The sequence below is a fragment of the Pseudooceanicola onchidii genome (assembly GCF_004959925.1).
Taxonomy (GTDB): domain Bacteria; phylum Pseudomonadota; class Alphaproteobacteria; order Rhodobacterales; family Rhodobacteraceae; genus Pseudooceanicola; species Pseudooceanicola onchidii.
The window spans coordinates 553,763-569,456 of record NZ_SPUW01000003.1 but is presented as its reverse complement, the minus strand read 5'-3'; the positions used below and the strand labels follow the sequence as shown (position 1 = coordinate 569,456).

Annotated in this window: 13 protein-coding genes; 11 read left to right on the top strand and 2 right to left on the bottom strand. The window is 59.1% G+C overall.

Annotation, left to right across the window (positions count from 1 at the left end):
* The first annotated feature begins 86 nt into the window (after positions 1-86).
* The gene (locus tag E4S58_RS15700; protein ID WP_136637392.1) at positions 87-857 is read left to right on the top strand and encodes a sulfotransferase family protein; all 771 of its coding nucleotides are present in this window, start codon (positions 87-89) and stop codon (positions 855-857) included.
* On the opposite strand, the gene E4S58_RS15695 is transcribed toward E4S58_RS15700, so the two are convergent.
* Together E4S58_RS15695 and E4S58_RS15690 are read right to left on the bottom strand one after the other, a co-directional pair.
* Positions 851-1,795, bottom strand: a complete 945-nt coding sequence (locus E4S58_RS15695) for a sensor histidine kinase (RefSeq protein ID WP_136637391.1) — start codon at positions 1,793-1,795, stop codon at positions 851-853. The two genes, E4S58_RS15700 and E4S58_RS15695, sit on opposite strands and share 7 nt — an antisense overlap.
* 97 nt (positions 1,796-1,892) lie before the next feature.
* Positions 1,893-2,633 carry a Crp/Fnr family transcriptional regulator gene (locus E4S58_RS15690; RefSeq protein ID WP_136637390.1) on the bottom strand — a complete coding sequence of 247 codons (741 nt, stop codon included), beginning with the start codon at positions 2,631-2,633 and terminating at the stop codon, positions 1,893-1,895.
* 215 nt (positions 2,634-2,848) lie between these two features.
* Here E4S58_RS15690 and ku point away from each other — a divergent pair, with 215 nt between their 5' ends.
* The 10 genes from ku to E4S58_RS15640 all read left to right on the top strand — a co-directional run bounded on the left by ku (position 2,849) and on the right by E4S58_RS15640 (position 15,685).
* Positions 2,849-3,694 carry a non-homologous end joining protein Ku gene (gene ku / locus E4S58_RS15685; protein WP_136637389.1) on the top strand — a complete coding sequence of 282 codons (846 nt, stop codon included), beginning with the start codon at positions 2,849-2,851 and terminating at the stop codon, positions 3,692-3,694.
* Positions 3,694-6,111: a DNA ligase D gene (gene ligD, locus E4S58_RS15680; RefSeq protein WP_136637388.1), complete on the top strand. Its 2,418-nt coding sequence runs from the start codon at positions 3,694-3,696 to the stop codon at positions 6,109-6,111. The genes ku and ligD overlap by 1 nt, the downstream gene beginning before the upstream one ends.
* Before the next feature lie 79 nt (positions 6,112-6,190).
* Positions 6,191-6,928, top strand: a complete 738-nt coding sequence (otsB, locus tag E4S58_RS15675) for a trehalose-phosphatase (RefSeq protein ID WP_169052693.1) — start codon at positions 6,191-6,193, stop codon at positions 6,926-6,928.
* The gene (locus E4S58_RS15670) at positions 6,928-8,703 is read left to right on the top strand and encodes a glycoside hydrolase family 15 protein (protein ID WP_136637386.1); all 1,776 of its coding nucleotides are present in this window, start codon (positions 6,928-6,930) and stop codon (positions 8,701-8,703) included. Before otsB ends, E4S58_RS15670 begins: the two co-directional genes overlap by 1 nt.
* Before the next feature lie 86 nt (positions 8,704-8,789).
* On the top strand, positions 8,790-10,226 hold the full coding sequence (locus tag E4S58_RS15665) for an alpha,alpha-trehalose-phosphate synthase (UDP-forming) (protein WP_136637385.1): 1,437 nt from the start codon (positions 8,790-8,792) through the stop codon (positions 10,224-10,226).
* Positions 10,120-11,148 (top strand): glucokinase, encoded by a 1,029-nt coding sequence (locus tag E4S58_RS15660; RefSeq protein WP_338101530.1) that lies wholly within the window; start codon positions 10,120-10,122, stop codon positions 11,146-11,148. Before E4S58_RS15665 ends, E4S58_RS15660 begins: the two co-directional genes overlap by 107 nt.
* A 269-nt stretch (positions 11,149-11,417) precedes the next feature.
* Entirely contained in the window at positions 11,418-11,942 is a 525-nt protein-coding gene (locus E4S58_RS15655) for a 2Fe-2S iron-sulfur cluster-binding protein (protein ID WP_136637608.1), read from the top strand.
* Positions 11,939-12,910, top strand: coding sequence for an FAD binding domain-containing protein (locus tag E4S58_RS15650; protein ID WP_136637383.1), 972 nt, complete (start codon positions 11,939-11,941; stop codon positions 12,908-12,910). Before E4S58_RS15655 ends, E4S58_RS15650 begins: the two co-directional genes overlap by 4 nt.
* Positions 12,907-15,102, top strand: a complete 2,196-nt coding sequence (locus E4S58_RS15645) for a xanthine dehydrogenase family protein molybdopterin-binding subunit (RefSeq protein WP_136637382.1) — start codon at positions 12,907-12,909, stop codon at positions 15,100-15,102. Before E4S58_RS15650 ends, E4S58_RS15645 begins: the two co-directional genes overlap by 4 nt.
* A 1-nt stretch (position 15,103) precedes the next feature.
* The gene (locus E4S58_RS15640; RefSeq protein ID WP_136637381.1) at positions 15,104-15,685 is read left to right on the top strand and encodes an exopolysaccharide biosynthesis protein; all 582 of its coding nucleotides are present in this window, start codon (positions 15,104-15,106) and stop codon (positions 15,683-15,685) included.
* Positions 15,686-15,694 lie beyond the last annotated feature (9 nt).

Genomic DNA, 15,694 nt, shown 5'->3' with positions numbered 1-15,694 from the left:
AGAACACATGCTGCCCGCACTTGTTCCAGAATTTATTATACTAATGCGGTGTTGATTTTCCTGACCCGCGCCACAGGACTTTCAGTATGAGACGATACCTCTTCATCGGCGGCCTTCATCGCTCTGGCACCAGCCTCTTGGCGCGGCTAATCGGGGATCATCCTGATATCTCTTCTATTTCCGGCTCCCCGGCCCCCGAGAATGAGGGGTGCTATCTGCAAGGCGCGATCCCTCACACGGCCTCACACGGTCGGCCAATGCATTTTGGGACCGACCCGGATCAGCATTACATTGAAGGATGCCGCTACGACACATTGCACGTTCGCGAGCGGATTGAGGCTGACTGGGCCCAGTGGTTCGACCCGGCCAAACCCTGGCGCGTCGAAAAATCGCCCGTCAACTTGACGCGGATGAGATTATACCAGCAACTTTTTCCAATGTCGCAGTTCCTCGTCATCACGCGGCACCCGGAAATGGTCGCGGCAGCGGTGGCGAAATGGGTGGACGACACACCAACGGCACTGACGGAACATTGGAGCGCGGCCCACCAACAGTTGTGTGGGGACCTGCCCTATCTGCATGCCATCTGTGTCATTCGATACGAAGACCTCTGCCGTGACCCAGCCCGAACGATCAAGGGGGTTCACCAGTTCATGGGCCTTGAGCCGACAGGTGACGGCACCAGCACAGAGATCCGCGCCGGCAATGAGGATTACGCTCACCCGTCCGGTCTAAGTGACGAACTACCCTGCTGGGGATATGCACCCGGTGGAGAGGTGAAACCCTGGTCTCCGATCCTGCGCCACCCTCTCAGATCCACACGGGAACTCGTGGCGCACACCCTATCCGGTCAATAGCCGTCGAGTGGGAGGCGCATATCAATATGCAGCCACCCATTTTCGAACCGCCGCACCTTTTCAGCCTTCAACTGCATGGCCGACGCCTGAATGAGGCGAGACCCGAACCCTTTTTCTGCATCGACGTCGTAGTCCGGGACCAGTTCGCGCCAATGGATTTCCACGCCGCCCTCATAGGGGGACCATTCGACATTGATCGTTCCGTCGGTATGTCGCAGTGCGCCATATTTCGCAGAGTTCGTCACCCACTCGTGGAAAATAAGAACGAGGGACGTGATGGCCTTCGCGGGAATGAGGACCTCGGCGCCTGACATCACGATGGTCTGGCGGCTCCGCGCCGGAGCGAGGACTTCGTTCAGCAGCGCCCCAAGAGGGATCGGACGGGACGCATCGGTCTTCAACATAAGCGAATGGGCACGGTCCAAAGCTGTCACCCGATCGCGCAGGTTCGCAACCAGTTCATCTTTGTCAGAACTCTCGCGGGATGCACTGGAAATCATCGCCGCGACCAACGCGAAAAGGTTCTTGATCCGGTGGTTCATCTCGGCGAGGTGCAGCTCACGCTCAGCCAGCAGTTCTTGCTCCGAGGTGACGTCGAAGCTCACGCCAATGACCTTGTCGCCGTCGGGCTGCGAACGGAACTTCGCTACGCCACGCAGCCACCGTCCACGACCCGACGGCAAGACCAGCTTGAATGTCTCGTCGTATTGATCCCCTTCGGCGGAAAGACAGTCGAGCGCACCGAACACGCGCTCTCTTTCGCTCTCATCTATACGCTCGACGACAATATCGCGTGACAGTGCATCGTCTTGGGACAGCTCAAAGAGCTCTCGGCAGACATCGTCCAGCCGGAGCGTTCCACCATCCACGGAATATTCCCACCGCCCGATGCCAGCAAAGCCGAACGCGTTTTCCAAGCCGGAACTGATAGAGGACATCGGGGCATAATCCAGTTTAATCGAGGGTTGTCAGGCGTCCGAAGAACGACTTCGGCCTCTGCCCCAATGTTAACTTTCATGCTCCAGAGTCAACCGATCAGGTGAGCTTGAGCGGCCCCCGGCCATAAAGGTAGGCCGGATCGAACGCGCCCAGCTCTTTCAGCAGCGTCTTGTCAAGGACCGTCACCTGACCGCGCGAGATATCGACCACACCGGTTTCACGCAGTTTCTTGACGACCCGGTTCATATGGATGCTGGTCGTGCCGCAGGCGTCCGCCAGCTCTTGTTGCGTCAACGGCAACGAAAAACCGTTCTCGCCCGCCAGATCGACGAAATCGAGCCGCTGCCACAGTTCCGCAACCAAATGAGCCAGGCGGCCGTCGGCACTGAGGCGTTCCAGCTTCATGATCCACTCACGATGCATCGCGGCATCCAGCAGTGTCGAATACCATAGCATCCGTGCGAGGGTCGGTTCGGTCTCCAATATCTTCTGGATGCGATCATGCGGCGCAAAACCGATTTGCACAGAGCCGATTGACACGACATCGTGATCAAGGCGTTTCAAAGCAAAACCGTGCAAATCCACGAAATCGCCCGGCACGTGCAACGCAACGATGTGACGTTTGCCGTCTTCGTGGATCACGCGGGCCACTGTGCCTTCGATAAGGATCGTGCTCTGATCGACAACGTCGCCTCGGTTCAGGATTGTGTGCGGCGCGGTGAATCGCTCAACCTTATCGACCAGACCTTCCAGCAGTCCTTTCTCACGATCCGAAAGGGCATCTCTCGAGCGGCCCTGCAAGAACCGCCTGGTATAGGGGAAGGCTTCGTCTGTCATCGTATTGTTCCTCGCCCGGCGAAGGCGCTGCTCGCAATCCGGCCACTAACATATGTTAAGTTCCAACGCCATGCGCATAGCGGGGTCTATGATCACAACCCCTTTATCCGAGGCATGTTCCTTGATTAAGGGCGGCGCACCCGGCCGAATTGAACCAAAGGCATCGAGACCGAGTTACTCAGGCATGAGCTACGGCAAAGGCTACGGAGGGTAGGATGGCGTCACGAGCAATATGGAAGGGCCAGTTGAGATTGTCCTTGGTGTCCATCCCGGTCGAACTTCACTCAGCCACGAAGTCCGGTGCCAAGGTGTCCTTCCGCCAAATCCACGGCCCCTCGGGCAAACGAGTTCGGTATGAGAAAACCGCTCCCGGCGTCGGACCCGTGAAAGCCGAAGACATTCTGAAGGGCTATGAAATCGGAGACGACGAATACCTTCTGCTCGAGCCCGATGAGATTGATGCCATCAAGCTGGATACCAAAAAGACACTTGAACTTGTGCAATTCGTCGGAGCCTGTGAGATTCCTCCGCTCTACTTCGACAAGCCGTATTATATCGTCCCGAGTGATGATCTCGCCGAGGATGCTTATAGGGTTGTCCGCGATGCATTACGGCAATCGGAAAAGGTTGGCCTGGGCCAGCTTACCATGCGCGGCAAGGAATACCTCTGCGCTATCAAGCCCTGCGGTGACGGTCTCCTGCTGGAGACCCTTCACTATGCGGATGAGATCAAAAACGCTGACCCTCTGTTCTCCGATATCGAAGATGATCCAGCCGACGAGGAATTGCTGACCGTCGCGACGGAACTGATCGATCGGAAGACCGAACCTTTCAAGGCAGACGTGTTCGAAGATCATTACGACGCTGCCCTGCGAGACCTGATCGAACGCAAGAAGAAGAACAGCAAAACACCACGGGCAAAGGCGGGTGACGATGACCGCTCCGGCGGCTCCCAAGACAACGTCGTCGACCTGATGTCGGCGTTGAAAGAGAGCCTCAAGAAAGACGGTGCGAGAAAGAAAACGTCGTCATCCTCCCGCCGCTCAAAGAAATCGGCCTGATGGGGCGTCTCGACCGCTATATCGAAAAGCGGGACTTCAGCCGCACGCCCGAGCCATCTGATGGTGGCACCGGATGCGGTCTCGCGTTGAGATACTCGATCCAGGAACACCATGCGCGTCGAACGCATTTCGACCTTCGGCTTGAGTGGGACGGCGCCCTTCTCAGCTGGGCCGTCACCCGCGGCCCTTCGTTTCACCCCTCTGACAAACGCCTTGCTGTCCGAACAGAGGATCATCCCCTGTCCTATCTCGATTTCGAAGGCGACATACCGGACGGGAACTATGGCGCCGGGCAAGTCATGCTATTCGACATCGGTCACTGGCAGCCGACAGAGCCAGTCGAGAAAGGCCTGAAGAAGGGCCATCTGCGTTTCGTGCTACACGGACGGAGACTGACTGGCGGTTGGCACCTCGTCCGGATGAAGGGCCACCGTTCGGGTGACGGCCATCGGGAAAACTGGCTGTTAATGAAGGGGGAGGACGAAGCTGCCGGGCGCAGGGACCCTGTAGCCCGCTATAGGCGGAGCGTGCGATCTGGTCGGACACTCCGAGAGATCGCAGCCGAGAAACCAGATCGCGTGCCGGAGCGCACTGGACGACAGCCCAAATTCAAGCCGGTCCAACTCGCAACACTCAGCGATGAAGTCCAGCCCACGGACAAATGGTGGCACGAACTAAAATTCGACGGATATCGTGCCCTGATTTCACTCGGGCGTTCGGGAACTCGCATCTTCACGCGGAACGGACACGACTGGTCTGATCGGTTTGCATCATTGTTGCCGGCATTCGACGACCTCAAGTGCGGCTCAGCCCTGATCGACGGAGAGATCATTGCTGGAGCCGGGCTTCAGGGCTTTTCCGCACTACAATCGGCCATCAAATCGGGAGGACCCTACCAGTTCTTTGCTTTCGACCTGCTTGAACTTGACGGGCAGTCGGCGACGGCCAAACCGCTCGACGAGAGACGCGCGCTTTTGGAGCCGCTTTTGGGCGACGTGCCCCCACTCGGGCAGATCCAGTTATCCCCCGTCATTTCGTCGGACCCGCAGGACGCTTTCGCTAACATTTGCCGGGCTGGTGGCGAGGGTCTGATCGCAAAGCGAATTGACGCCCCCTACCGCGGCGGTCGGTCGCGAAACTGGTTGAAGATCAAATGCGAAAAGCGGGATGAGTTCGTCATTCTTGGCTGGCAAAAGTCTGACAAAGCCGGCCGTCCCTTTGCATCTCTTGCACTTGGAACGTTGGGCGCCGCAGACTTCGACTACCTTGGCAAGGTCGGCACCGGTTTTGATGACGACACCATGGATGCGATCCGGACCGCGCTTGGAAAGCTCAAGGAACACGCGCCGCCTGCCAACGTCTCGAAGGACGAGGCGCATAGCGTCACATGGGTCGAGCCCCGGCTTGTGGCGGAGGTCAAATATTCAGAACTGACCGGCGACAAGCGCCTCCGCCATGCGGTGTTCCTCGGGCTCCGAGAAGACAAAAGAGCCCGAACCGTGAAACTGGAGGCCGACGCTATGCCGGACGATGCCGTAGAAATCGCCGACGTCAGGATCACTCACCCGGACCGCACCGTCTATCCGGAGGCCGGGATCACGAAACGAGAAGTTGCGGACTACTATGCGGCCGTCGCAGATCGAATGGTGCCGAAGCTTGATGATCGACCGCTTTCGCTTGTCCGCCTGCCCGAGGGCCTGTCCGGCGACCGGTTCTTCCAGAAACACCTGGGCAAGGGGTTTCCGTCGGCGATTCTCGCCACTGAGATAAAGGAGAGCGATGGCAGTCCTGCGACCTACATGCGGGTAAAAGACGCGTCCGGTTTGGTCGGGGCCGTGCAGATGGGAACATTAGAGTTCCATATCTGGGGCGCGCGACGGGACAACCTTGAACGACCAGACCGGCTTGTTTTCGACCTTGACCCCGACGAAGGCCTCGGCTTCGGGGAGGTGAAGTCGGCGGCCTTCGATATCAGGGATATTTTGTCCGATCTCGGATTGGACTGCTGGCCGATGGTGACCGGCGGAAAGGGAGTCCACGTCGTCGCGCCCTTACGCCGCGTCGCGGAATGGGACACCGTGAAACTGTTTTCGCAGGTCCTCGCGACGCACCTGGCGCAATCCGAGCCTGAACGGTTCACGGCGTCGATGTCCAAGAGTAAGCGCAGCGGCCGCATCTTCATTGACTGGCTTCGCAACGAGCGCGGCGCAACCGCGATCGCGCCGTTTTCCTTGCGTGCGCGTGAAGGTGCCCCCGTTGCCGTCGCGGTTAGCTGGGATGAACTTGGAGGGCTCCGTTCGGCCCAAGCGTTTGGAATGGAGGCCGCGCTTGAACGCGAAGCCCCCTTTTCTGAGACGCCAACAGCCGGCCTCAGCCAGAACAAGATCGACGCCTTGGAAAAGATGATCTCAGGGTGATCCCATGAACATCAAAAGCTTGAAGCCGGAACTGCTGGGCTAACTTTATACTATGAATAACCTGTCTCACCAAACCTCAATGCATGACCTCCCTGCCCCGCCACGCGTCGATTGGGCCAGAAGCGCCGCCTATCTGGATTTCGATGGAACGCTGGTCGATCTGGCCCCTCGGCCGGAGGACGTGCGCCTTGGCCGAGATAACGTCGACCTCCTCCGCCGACTATCAGTTCGCTGCAATGGGGGTGTGGCAATCCTTTCAGGCCGTGACCTGGAAAGTCTCCGCCCGCATGTCAAAGACCTTCCGGTAGTCCTGAGCGGGAGCCATGGCGCCCAGATCGAGATCAACGGAGACCCGACCCTCGTCCCCGGCGCAGGTGCTGGCATACAGGACGCATTTCGGCGGCTCACGCCCTTCGCCAACGCACGGGGCCTCCTGATTGAAAGGAAGGCCGCGGCTATTGCAGTCCACTACAGGGCGCACCCGGAGATGGAGACCGAAGTCAGATCAAAAATCGAAGATATGGCCACAGCGCATTCCGGGCTGAAGCCGGTTCACGGCAAAATGGTCAGCGAGCTTGCATCAAAAGACTACAACAAGGGCACGGCTTTGATACAGCTTAGCAATCATCCGCAATTTTCCAACCGCACACCCGTGGCGATCGGCGACGACACCACCGACGAAGACATGTTCAGGGCGGCCCGTTCCATCGGTGGGATCGGGATCAAGATCGGCGCCGGACTGACCGCAGCAGATTACAGGTTCGAAACCCGTGCTGAACTGTCCGATTGGTTGGCCGAGACTCTGGAGGTGCAGTGATGGACCTTGGACTTGTCGGCAATTGCTCCGTAGCCGGTCTCATTGACCCGAAAGGCAGTCTGAACTGGTTCTGCCTGCCCAGATTCGACGGCGATCCAGTTTTCCATGCCCTGCTGGGATCGGGAAACGAGCATCCCGACGATGGTGCATTCAAGATCGAGATGGAAGAATTGCAGGACGCGACACAGGCCTACCTGCCCAATACCGCGATATTGCGCACGGTCCTGAAGGGCAGCGGCGGAGTAATCGAAATCACCGACTTTTGCCCGAGGTTCGAAGCATTCGGACGCCGGTTCCGTCCGCGCATGTTTGTCCGGCAGATCCGTCCGCTGGAAGGCTGGCCCCGCATCCGCATTAAGGTTCGTCCCCGGTTCGAATACGGCGCGCGGAAACCATTTGTCACGACGGGATCGAACCACCTGCGGTTTGTCGGCGACAACGAGATTCTACGCCTGACATCCGACGCGCCGCTGGATCACGTGCAAAGTGAACAACTGATCCATCTCGACCGGCCCTATACGTTCATTCTCGGCCCAGACGAGACACTCTCGGATGCCCCGGCAGCCACCGGCGACAGGTTCTTTGCAGAAACCCGCGCCTATTGGGAGGGGTGGTCGCAGCGCCTGGCCGTGCCTTTCGAGTGGCAGGACGCAGTCATTCGTGCAGCTATAGCCCTGAAACTCTGCAACTACGAGCAGACCGGGGCCATCGTTGCGGCGATGACCACATCTCTGCCTGAGGCTCCGGACAGTGGCCGCAATTGGGATTATCGCTTTTGCTGGGTGAGGGACGCGTTCTTTACCGTCCGGGCGCTGAACTCTCTTGCGGCGACGCGAACGTTGGAAAACTATTTTCACTGGCTCATGAATGTCGTTTCCGATGCCAAGGGTGGTCATATCCAGCCGGTCCTGGGCATCGGGCTGGAAAAGCAGCTCACAGAATGGCACGCAGAACATTTGTCTGGCTACAGGGGTATGGGACCGGTGCGCGTTGGCAATCAAGCCCACGAGCATCTTCAACATGACACCTACGGCAATGTCATTCTGGGCGCCGCTCCGGCGTTCTTTGACAAACGTCTGCGCATGGACATCGGGCCCCACGCATTCGCGATGCTCGAACCTCTCGGCGAACAGGCATGGGCGCTGCATACGGAACCCGATGCGGGCATCTGGGAACTACGCACGCGCTCACGTATCCATACTTCGTCATCGCTGATGTGCTGGGCCGCCTGCGACCGATTAGCTAAAATCGCTGCCTGTCTTTCCATCTCCGACCGGGCAGGCTTCTGGAGGCATCGAGCGGATTCAATCAAAGCAAAGATCCTCAAAGAGGCGTGGTCGGACAAACGACAAGCCTTCGTCGAAAGTTTTGGCGGAGAAACCTTGGACGCGAGCGTGCTGCTGATGGGCGAGGTAAATTTTCTGCCCGCCACAGACGAACGCTTCAAGCTTACCGTCGACGCACTGTCGAAATCGCTCGGTCGTGGAGCTCTGATGCTTAGGTATGAGGAGGCCGATGACTTTGGCGTCCCCGAGGTCGGCTTCAACGTCTGTGCTTTCTGGCGTGTGGACGCGATGGCGCGCATCGGCCGGAAGGAAGAAGCGCGAGAGCTGTTCGGCGAACTGCTAAACGCTCGAAACGGGCTGGGCCTGATGTCCGAAGACACTGCCTTTGACACCGGCCTTGGCTGGGGCAATTTCCCGCAGACCTATTCCATGGTCGGCATCATCAACGGAGCGATGCGGCTGTCCCGCTCCTGGGAAGCCGAGCTTTAGAAAAGATGCCCAAAGCACGGAACGATCTCAACACAGTATTGTTGTCCTGATGTTAGTTTTTTCGCACACCAAGAGGTAGACCGACAATGGAGGGCAGGCTCATCGTCGTATCCAACCGGATACCAACCGAAGGAGCCTCCTCAGGTGGACTCGTCGTCGCCCTGCATGACAGCCTAAGTGAGCGCGGCGGTATCTGGATCGGCGCGCACCCAGACGACGGACCGGAAGACGGATTATTCGAAATTGGAAGCGAACCGTATCAGAGGCTCGCGTTTCGTTTAAGCAAATCGCAATACGAAAACTATTACCTGGGCTTTTCCAACTCCGTGCTTTGGCCTCTATGTCATCGGCGCAGCGACCTGGTCCAACTCAAACCCGTTTACATGGAGAGCTACGAGGCTACCAACCGTCGTCTCGCGTCCATGGTCGCGTCGGTTACTGAGCCCGGCGATCAAATTTGGGTTCATGACTACCATCTGCTCCCGCTCGCAAGCGAACTGCGTAGCCTCGGTGTGAACAACAAAATCGGGCTGTTCCTACATATCCCTTTCCCTGCACTCGCCGATCTGTCCATTCTTCCCGATCCGTCGGCCTTCGCGCACTGGTTGGCGTGCTTTGATCTGGTCGGATTGCAAACGCGGGCGGATACTGCACGCTGTCTGGAAATGTTCAGATCTGACCCGCGTGCGGAATTCTTCCAGGATGGCTCCGTCAAGTTCGGCGATAGACTGGTTCGCATCAAATCTTTCCCAATCGGTATTGCAGCGGACCGTTTTCGGACGCGGGCGGAGACGCCGCAGGACGATCCCTTCGGCGCTGAGAGACCGCAAAAATACATTATCGGTGTCGATAGGTTGGACTACACGAAAGGTCTCCCTCATCGGTTTCGCGCTTTCGGCGAGTATCTCAAGCGATACGCGGAAGGACGACGCCCTTGCCTGGTCCAAATTGCCCCACCGACGCGCGAGGTCGTGGACGCCTATCGGCAGATCACCGAAGAACTCGAAGAGCTTTCAGGTCGCATCAATGGGCAACATGCGGAGCTCGATTGGACGCCGATCCGGTATATTCACCGTCCGATCGCCCGCGACCGTCTGGCGGGTGTTTACCGTAGCGCAAGCGCATGTTTGGTGACGTCTCTCGCAGATGGGATGAACCTCGTCGCTAAGGAGTTCATCGCGGCACAAGACCCCGACGATCCGGGGGTTCTGATCCTGTCGCGTTTCGCGGGGGTCGCAGAGGACATGACGGCTGCCCTGCTCGTCAATCCTTACGACGTCGCGGATATCGCGCAGGCCATCGATAAGGCGCTCAACATGCCACTGGAAGACCGGAAAACCCGTCATCGTTCATGCTTGGATGTCGTCGAAGCAACGGACGTGGATATCTGGACATCGAACTATCTTGCAGCCTTGGATGCCTGTCCGGGAAGTCTATCAGTCTCAGACATTTTTGATCGCTTGCAGCGGCGTGGCGCGTCAGAAAATGTCACCCGCAAAAAGGAGACCACAATTGGTCGCTGACAGGCTTGTGGCTGACGTCGGAGGGACAAGCACCAGGTTGGCACTGGCCAGCGGCGGGAATGTGCTGGGCGATACCGCCCACACATTCCGAAATGATGACTTTCTGTCTTTCGAAGCCTTGCTGGGTGTCTTTACCGCGAAATTTGCGACCCGTCCCAAGCAAGCGGTGGTAGCCGCAGCCGGAAAGCCAAGCCTCGGTTCAATTCGTCTCACGAACAGGGACTGGAAAATATCTAACCAAGTGTTCCTTTCTGAGGGCATCGAGGACGTGTTTTTCCTCAATGACCTGGAAGCTCTGGCTTATGCGACGAACTCGACAACGATTACGTTTCAAGGCGTCCATCAGTGTTCGCCTACAGGCAGACAAAAACTGGTGGTTGGCATCGGAACTGGGTTCAATCTATGCCCATTTCAGTCGATTGACAGAGACCGCCTCCTGACATTTTCGAGCGAAAGCGGTCACATGTCCCTGCCTTCAGACATAACTGAGGTCGCCAATCTTGACGGAGGCCGCGTTCGAACAGTTGAAGATCTATTCTCGGGTAGAGGATTCCGGCGGGTGATTGGAAGCGCGGCGGGTTACCGTATCGAGGACGTCGACCAATCGGAACAGGTGCTCAAATCGAACAAAGGATTGGCCGAACGAGTTTTTCGCCTCTACGGCAGAGCGCTCGGACAGCTGTTAAGGAATCTGTGTGCCAGTCACCTGCCATACGGTGGGGTCTTTTTGGCCGGGAGCGTAGCGCGCCGAATTTTCAGCGAGCAGATTTTCGTCTCAGAGCTACTGGCCACCCCGGGCAACACCATCCTTGGTGACGACTGGCTCCCACCCATTTCGCTTTTTTGCCAAGACGATGCGGCACTCATGGGATTAGCTACATGGGAGCCTGTCCACGCTGACATCTCCGACTACCGCTCGTAACGTTCCCTCTCAGAAACACGCCGAACGTAGATAGATTACCCAGCCCGGCCCTTGGAAAGGAGTCGGGCATTGGTGTGCAGCTTCGAGGAACTACTTACTCGCTGACCCGTTCAGAGACTACCGAGACCCAGCCGCTGCTAATCTCCACCATGCGGACCTCATGCAGGAGGCACCAATTACGTCGTCGCAATGTTGAGCGGCGCGGAAAACAAAACGGAACGTCACGCAATCTCGATCGTTTCCTTCTTAACCTCATGAAGGACGATCAAATGAACACAAACCTGACAGTGAACGGCCGGCCTCACGCCCTCGATCTCGATACACGTGTCACGCTATTAGATGCGTTGCGCGATCAGCTGAAGCTGACGGGAAGCAAGAAAGGCTGCGATCACGGCCAGTGCGGTGCCTGCACCGTGCTCGTGAACGGCCAGCGCATAAACGCATGCCTCAGCCTCGCCGTGATGCACGACGGTGACGAAATCACAACTGTCGAAGGTTTGTCGTCCGACGGCAGGTCACCGCTTCAGGCGGCCTTCGTGCGTCACGATGGCATGCAGTGCGGTTATTGCACCCCGGGACAACTCTGCTCGGCGACCGCGGTCCTTGACGAGATCGCCAGAGGCTGGCCCAGCCACGTGAGCGCCGACCTCGAAGGTCCGGTCGAATTAACCCGCGAAGAGTTGGCCGAACGGATGAGCGGCAATATCTGCCGCTGCTCCTGCTACCCCGGCATCAGCAAGGCGATCCTGAGCGTGGCGGAGGATGGCACCGTCCATCGGGAGGCCGCAGAATGAAGCCGTTTGATTACACGCGAGCCGACGATCTGCAAACCGCGCAACGGGCATTGCACGAGGGTGGGACTGTCATCGCGGGCGGCACTAACCTCATCGACCTCATGAAGCTGGAGGTCATGACGCCCGGCGCGGTTGTGGACATTTCCCGGTTGGACCTCAACGACATTCGCGATCATGACGGCGGTCTCTACATCGGTGCGATGGTCACCAATTCGGACCTCGCCGCTGACCTGCGGGTCAGGCGCGATTATCCTGTGCTCTCCCGCGCGTTGTTGGCAGGCGCCTCCGGACAGTTGCGCAACAAAGCAACCACCGGCGGCAATCTCTTGCAAAGGACGAGGTGCCCGTATTTCTACGACAGGGATACATCGTGCAACAAACGCACGCCTGGCAGCGGATGCGCGGCGATCGGGGGCGAGTTGCGCAACCACGCGATATTGGGCACATCGGATGACTGCGTTGCCCTGCATCCATCCGATATGGCCGTGGCCTTGCGGGTCCTGGATGCGCAGGTTGAAATAGAGTCGCTTGACGGGACGCGGCACCTGCGACCCTTGGACGATTTCTATCGCCTCCCCGGCACGACCCCCCACATCGAAACAAGCCTGGAACCCGGGGACATCATAACCGCTGTCGTCCTGCCCAAGCCGACGGGCGGGCAACAGTCCTATCGCAAAATCAGGGACCGCGCGTCCTATGCCTTCGCCTTGGTGTCGATCGCATCGGTCATCAACGCGCGAGACGGGAAGATCGAAAACATCGCTCTCGCCTTCGGCGGTATCGGTGCCCGTCCGTGGCGCGACACACGGGTCGAAGACATGATGCGCGGCCAAACGGTCGACGACCAGCTGATCCAGAAGGCCGGTGATCTGCTGCTTTCGGACGCGCGGCTGTTGGAGGGGCTTGAGTTCAAGGCCGACCTTGTGCACCGCCTGTTGTCATCAACCCTGACGGAGGCCGTGCAATGACCCTCGATCTGAAACTCGACACGCCGTTCGAAGACCACCGCGCGGACCAACTGCCCCAGGGCATCCTTGGCCATGAACAAGATCGACCGGACGGATGGCTGAAGGTGGCGGGTCGCGCGACCTATGCGGCCGAAACCGATCCGGATGGGCTGTTGCACGGGGTGCTCGTCCGGGCCCCGGCGACCGGGACAGTGATGCTGTCGAACCTCGCCGAGGTCGAGGCCATGCCCGGCGTCCGCAAGGTCATGAGCCATCCGAAGATGATCCGGAACGCAGCCCAAGGCACCGCGAACAAGGCGCCGGTTCAGGGCGTGGATCACGCCGACTATGTCGGACAGCCGATTGCCCTGGTCGTCGCCGAAACTTTTGAGACCGCAACCCATGCCGCACATGCGCTGATCGTATCGGTCGACGGCGTGGTGAAGCCGGCAACCCCGGACGAAGTCACCCCAGAACAGCCTGACGACAAACAGACAATTCTGGGTGACCCGGACATCACCTTTGCCGACGCAGATGTTCTGATCGACGAGACCTACACCACGCCCGCGATGGTGTCGGCGGCGATGGAGCCGCACGCGGCCACGGCCGACTGGGATGGCGACACCCTTACGCTTCGCGGCGCGCTTCAGATGTTGAAATTCAACAAGAACGAATTGGCCGACTCGGTCGGGCTGCCTTCCGAAAAGGTGCGGCTGCTCGCACCCTACGTGGGCGGCGGGTTCGGCTCCAAGCTTGGGATATCTGCGGATTGCGTGGCCGCCGCGCTGGCCGCGATGGAGCTTGGCCAACCTGTCCGTGTGGTCCAGCACCGGCGCCAGGTGTTCGAGGTCAATACGCGCAGGTCCGAGACGCGCCAACACATCCGATTGGCAGCGTCAAAGGACGGCAAGCTGGTTGGCCTTGGTCACGAAGCGTTGGTTTCTCAACTGCCGGAGGAGGACTTTTCCGAGCCGGTTATTCAGGGCAGCCATTTTGCCTATGCGGCGGCAAACCGGAAGCTGGGGCTCGAAATCGCCCGCATCCATCGCCCCGCTGCCGGGTCCGTCCGCGCCCCGGGTGAATCCGTCGGCGTCACCGCGTTCGAAATCGCCATGGACGAACTGGCCGTGGCCACCGGCGTCGACCCGGTCGAGCTGCGGTTGAAGAATATCCCGGACAAGGACCCCGAGTCTGGCAAGCCGTTCTCGTCGCATCGCCTCGAAAGCGCTTTGAAACAGGGGGCGGAGGCTTTCGGGTGGGGCTCTCGCCCCGACAAGCCGCGGCAGCATCGCGACGGGGAGTGGTGGACCGGCACGGGCATGTCCGCCGCCTTCCGCGTCAACATGGTGATAGAGGCGGAAGCCCGCATCGTGCTTTCCGAAAGCGGCGCAACCGTTCAATCCGACATGACCGATATCGGCACGGGCAGTTATGCGATCTTTCAGCAGATCGCTGCCGAACTGCTGGGTCAGCCCATGGACCAGGTCACCGTCGAACTGGGCGACACACGTTTCCCGCCCGGGTCCGGGTCCGGCGGCAGCTTTGGTGCCGCCTCGACTGGCACCGCCGTGTGGCTTGCCGCCATGGAGATCCGACAGCAGATCGCAGACCGACTTGGCTGCGCAGAAGGGGATCTGACCTTGCAGGATGGCATCGCCACCTGTGGCAATACCCGGACCTCACTCGGCGATCTTCTGTCTGATGAGATCACCGGCCATGGCCATGTCGAGCCGGGCGACGCCTTCGAAAAGGTTAGACAGGCGACGTTCGGAGCGCATTTTGCCGAAGTCGCCGTGTCCGACGTCACCGGCGAGGTTCGCGTCCGTCGCATGCTGGGCAGTTTTGCCTGCGGCCGCATTCTCAATCCCCGAACGGCTCGTTCACAATGCCACGGCGGCATGACATGGGGCATCGGCATGGCGCTGACCGAGGAGCTGACCCATGACCGCCGCGATGGCCATATCGTCAATCGCGACCTTGCCGGATACCACGTCCCGGTGAACGCGGATGTGCCTGACCTTGAGGTGCTCTTCGTCGACGAACGTGACGACTGGGCGGGGCCGATGCAGGCGAAAGGCATTGGAGAATTGGGCATCTGCGGCGCGGGTGCCGCGATCATCAACGCGATCCATCATGCCACCGGGGCGAGGATCAGGGACCTTCCAGCGACGCCGGACAAGGTCATCGCCGCAATGACAAAAGCGGGATACTGACGTGCAGGAAGACGCGTCAGATCATGCAATCAGCGACGTTCTCGACAAGCTCGAGGGCGTCGCCGACGGCGACAAGGTGAGTGTCGAGAAGATCATCGACGCCTTGGGACATGCGTCTTTTGCCTCACTTCTGCTGGTTTTCAGTCTGATCTCGACCTCTCCGGCCAGCGCAATTCCTGGCGTCACTGCCGTGGTCGCAGTCATCGCGTTCATTCTGGTGGTGCAGATGATGGTCGGTCGCAAAAGCGTCTGGCTGCCCAACTTGATCACGAGACGCCGTCTCGACACCGACAAACTGCAAAAAGGCATCCGCTGGCTAAGACCTGTCGTTCGGCGGATCGAAAAGGTTCTCAGACCACGCATGTCTTTTCTGTTTCACCGGCCATGGCTATGGCTTCCCATGATCCTCGTCCTCGGGCTGACCCTTTTCATGCCGTTCATGGAGGTGGTGCCCACGTCAGGCTCGATCGCATCGGCCGTCATCGCCTGCTTCGCGGCGGGACTTCTCACCCGCGACGGCATCCTGCTGCTGATTGCCCTGTGTTTCCTGAGCGTTGTCCCGGTGACCTTCTACCTGCTCTGACCTGCGGTC

Bases quoted from the DNA above. Each gene is read 5' to 3' on its own strand.
- E4S58_RS15700 (WP_136637392.1), top strand. From the start codon at position 87: ATGAGACGATACCTCTTCATCGGCGGCCTTCATCGCTCTGGCACCAGC.
- E4S58_RS15695 (WP_136637391.1), bottom strand. From the start codon at position 1,795: ATGTCCTCTATCAGTTCCGGCTTGGAAAACGCGTTCGGCTTTGCTGGC.
- E4S58_RS15690 (WP_136637390.1), bottom strand. From the start codon at position 2,633: ATGACAGACGAAGCCTTCCCCTATACCAGGCGGTTCTTGCAGGGCCGC.
- ku (WP_136637389.1), top strand. From the start codon at position 2,849: ATGGCGTCACGAGCAATATGGAAGGGCCAGTTGAGATTGTCCTTGGTG.
- ligD (WP_136637388.1), top strand. From the start codon at position 3,694: ATGGGGCGTCTCGACCGCTATATCGAAAAGCGGGACTTCAGCCGCACG.
- otsB (WP_169052693.1), top strand. From the start codon at position 6,191: ATGCATGACCTCCCTGCCCCGCCACGCGTCGATTGGGCCAGAAGCGCC.
- E4S58_RS15670 (WP_136637386.1), top strand. From the start codon at position 6,928: ATGGACCTTGGACTTGTCGGCAATTGCTCCGTAGCCGGTCTCATTGAC.
- E4S58_RS15665 (WP_136637385.1), top strand. From the start codon at position 8,790: ATGGAGGGCAGGCTCATCGTCGTATCCAACCGGATACCAACCGAAGGA.
- E4S58_RS15660 (WP_338101530.1), top strand. From the start codon at position 10,120: ATGCCTGTCCGGGAAGTCTATCAGTCTCAGACATTTTTGATCGCTTGC.
- E4S58_RS15655 (WP_136637608.1), top strand. From the start codon at position 11,418: ATGAACACAAACCTGACAGTGAACGGCCGGCCTCACGCCCTCGATCTC.
- E4S58_RS15650 (WP_136637383.1), top strand. From the start codon at position 11,939: ATGAAGCCGTTTGATTACACGCGAGCCGACGATCTGCAAACCGCGCAA.
- E4S58_RS15645 (WP_136637382.1), top strand. From the start codon at position 12,907: ATGACCCTCGATCTGAAACTCGACACGCCGTTCGAAGACCACCGCGCG.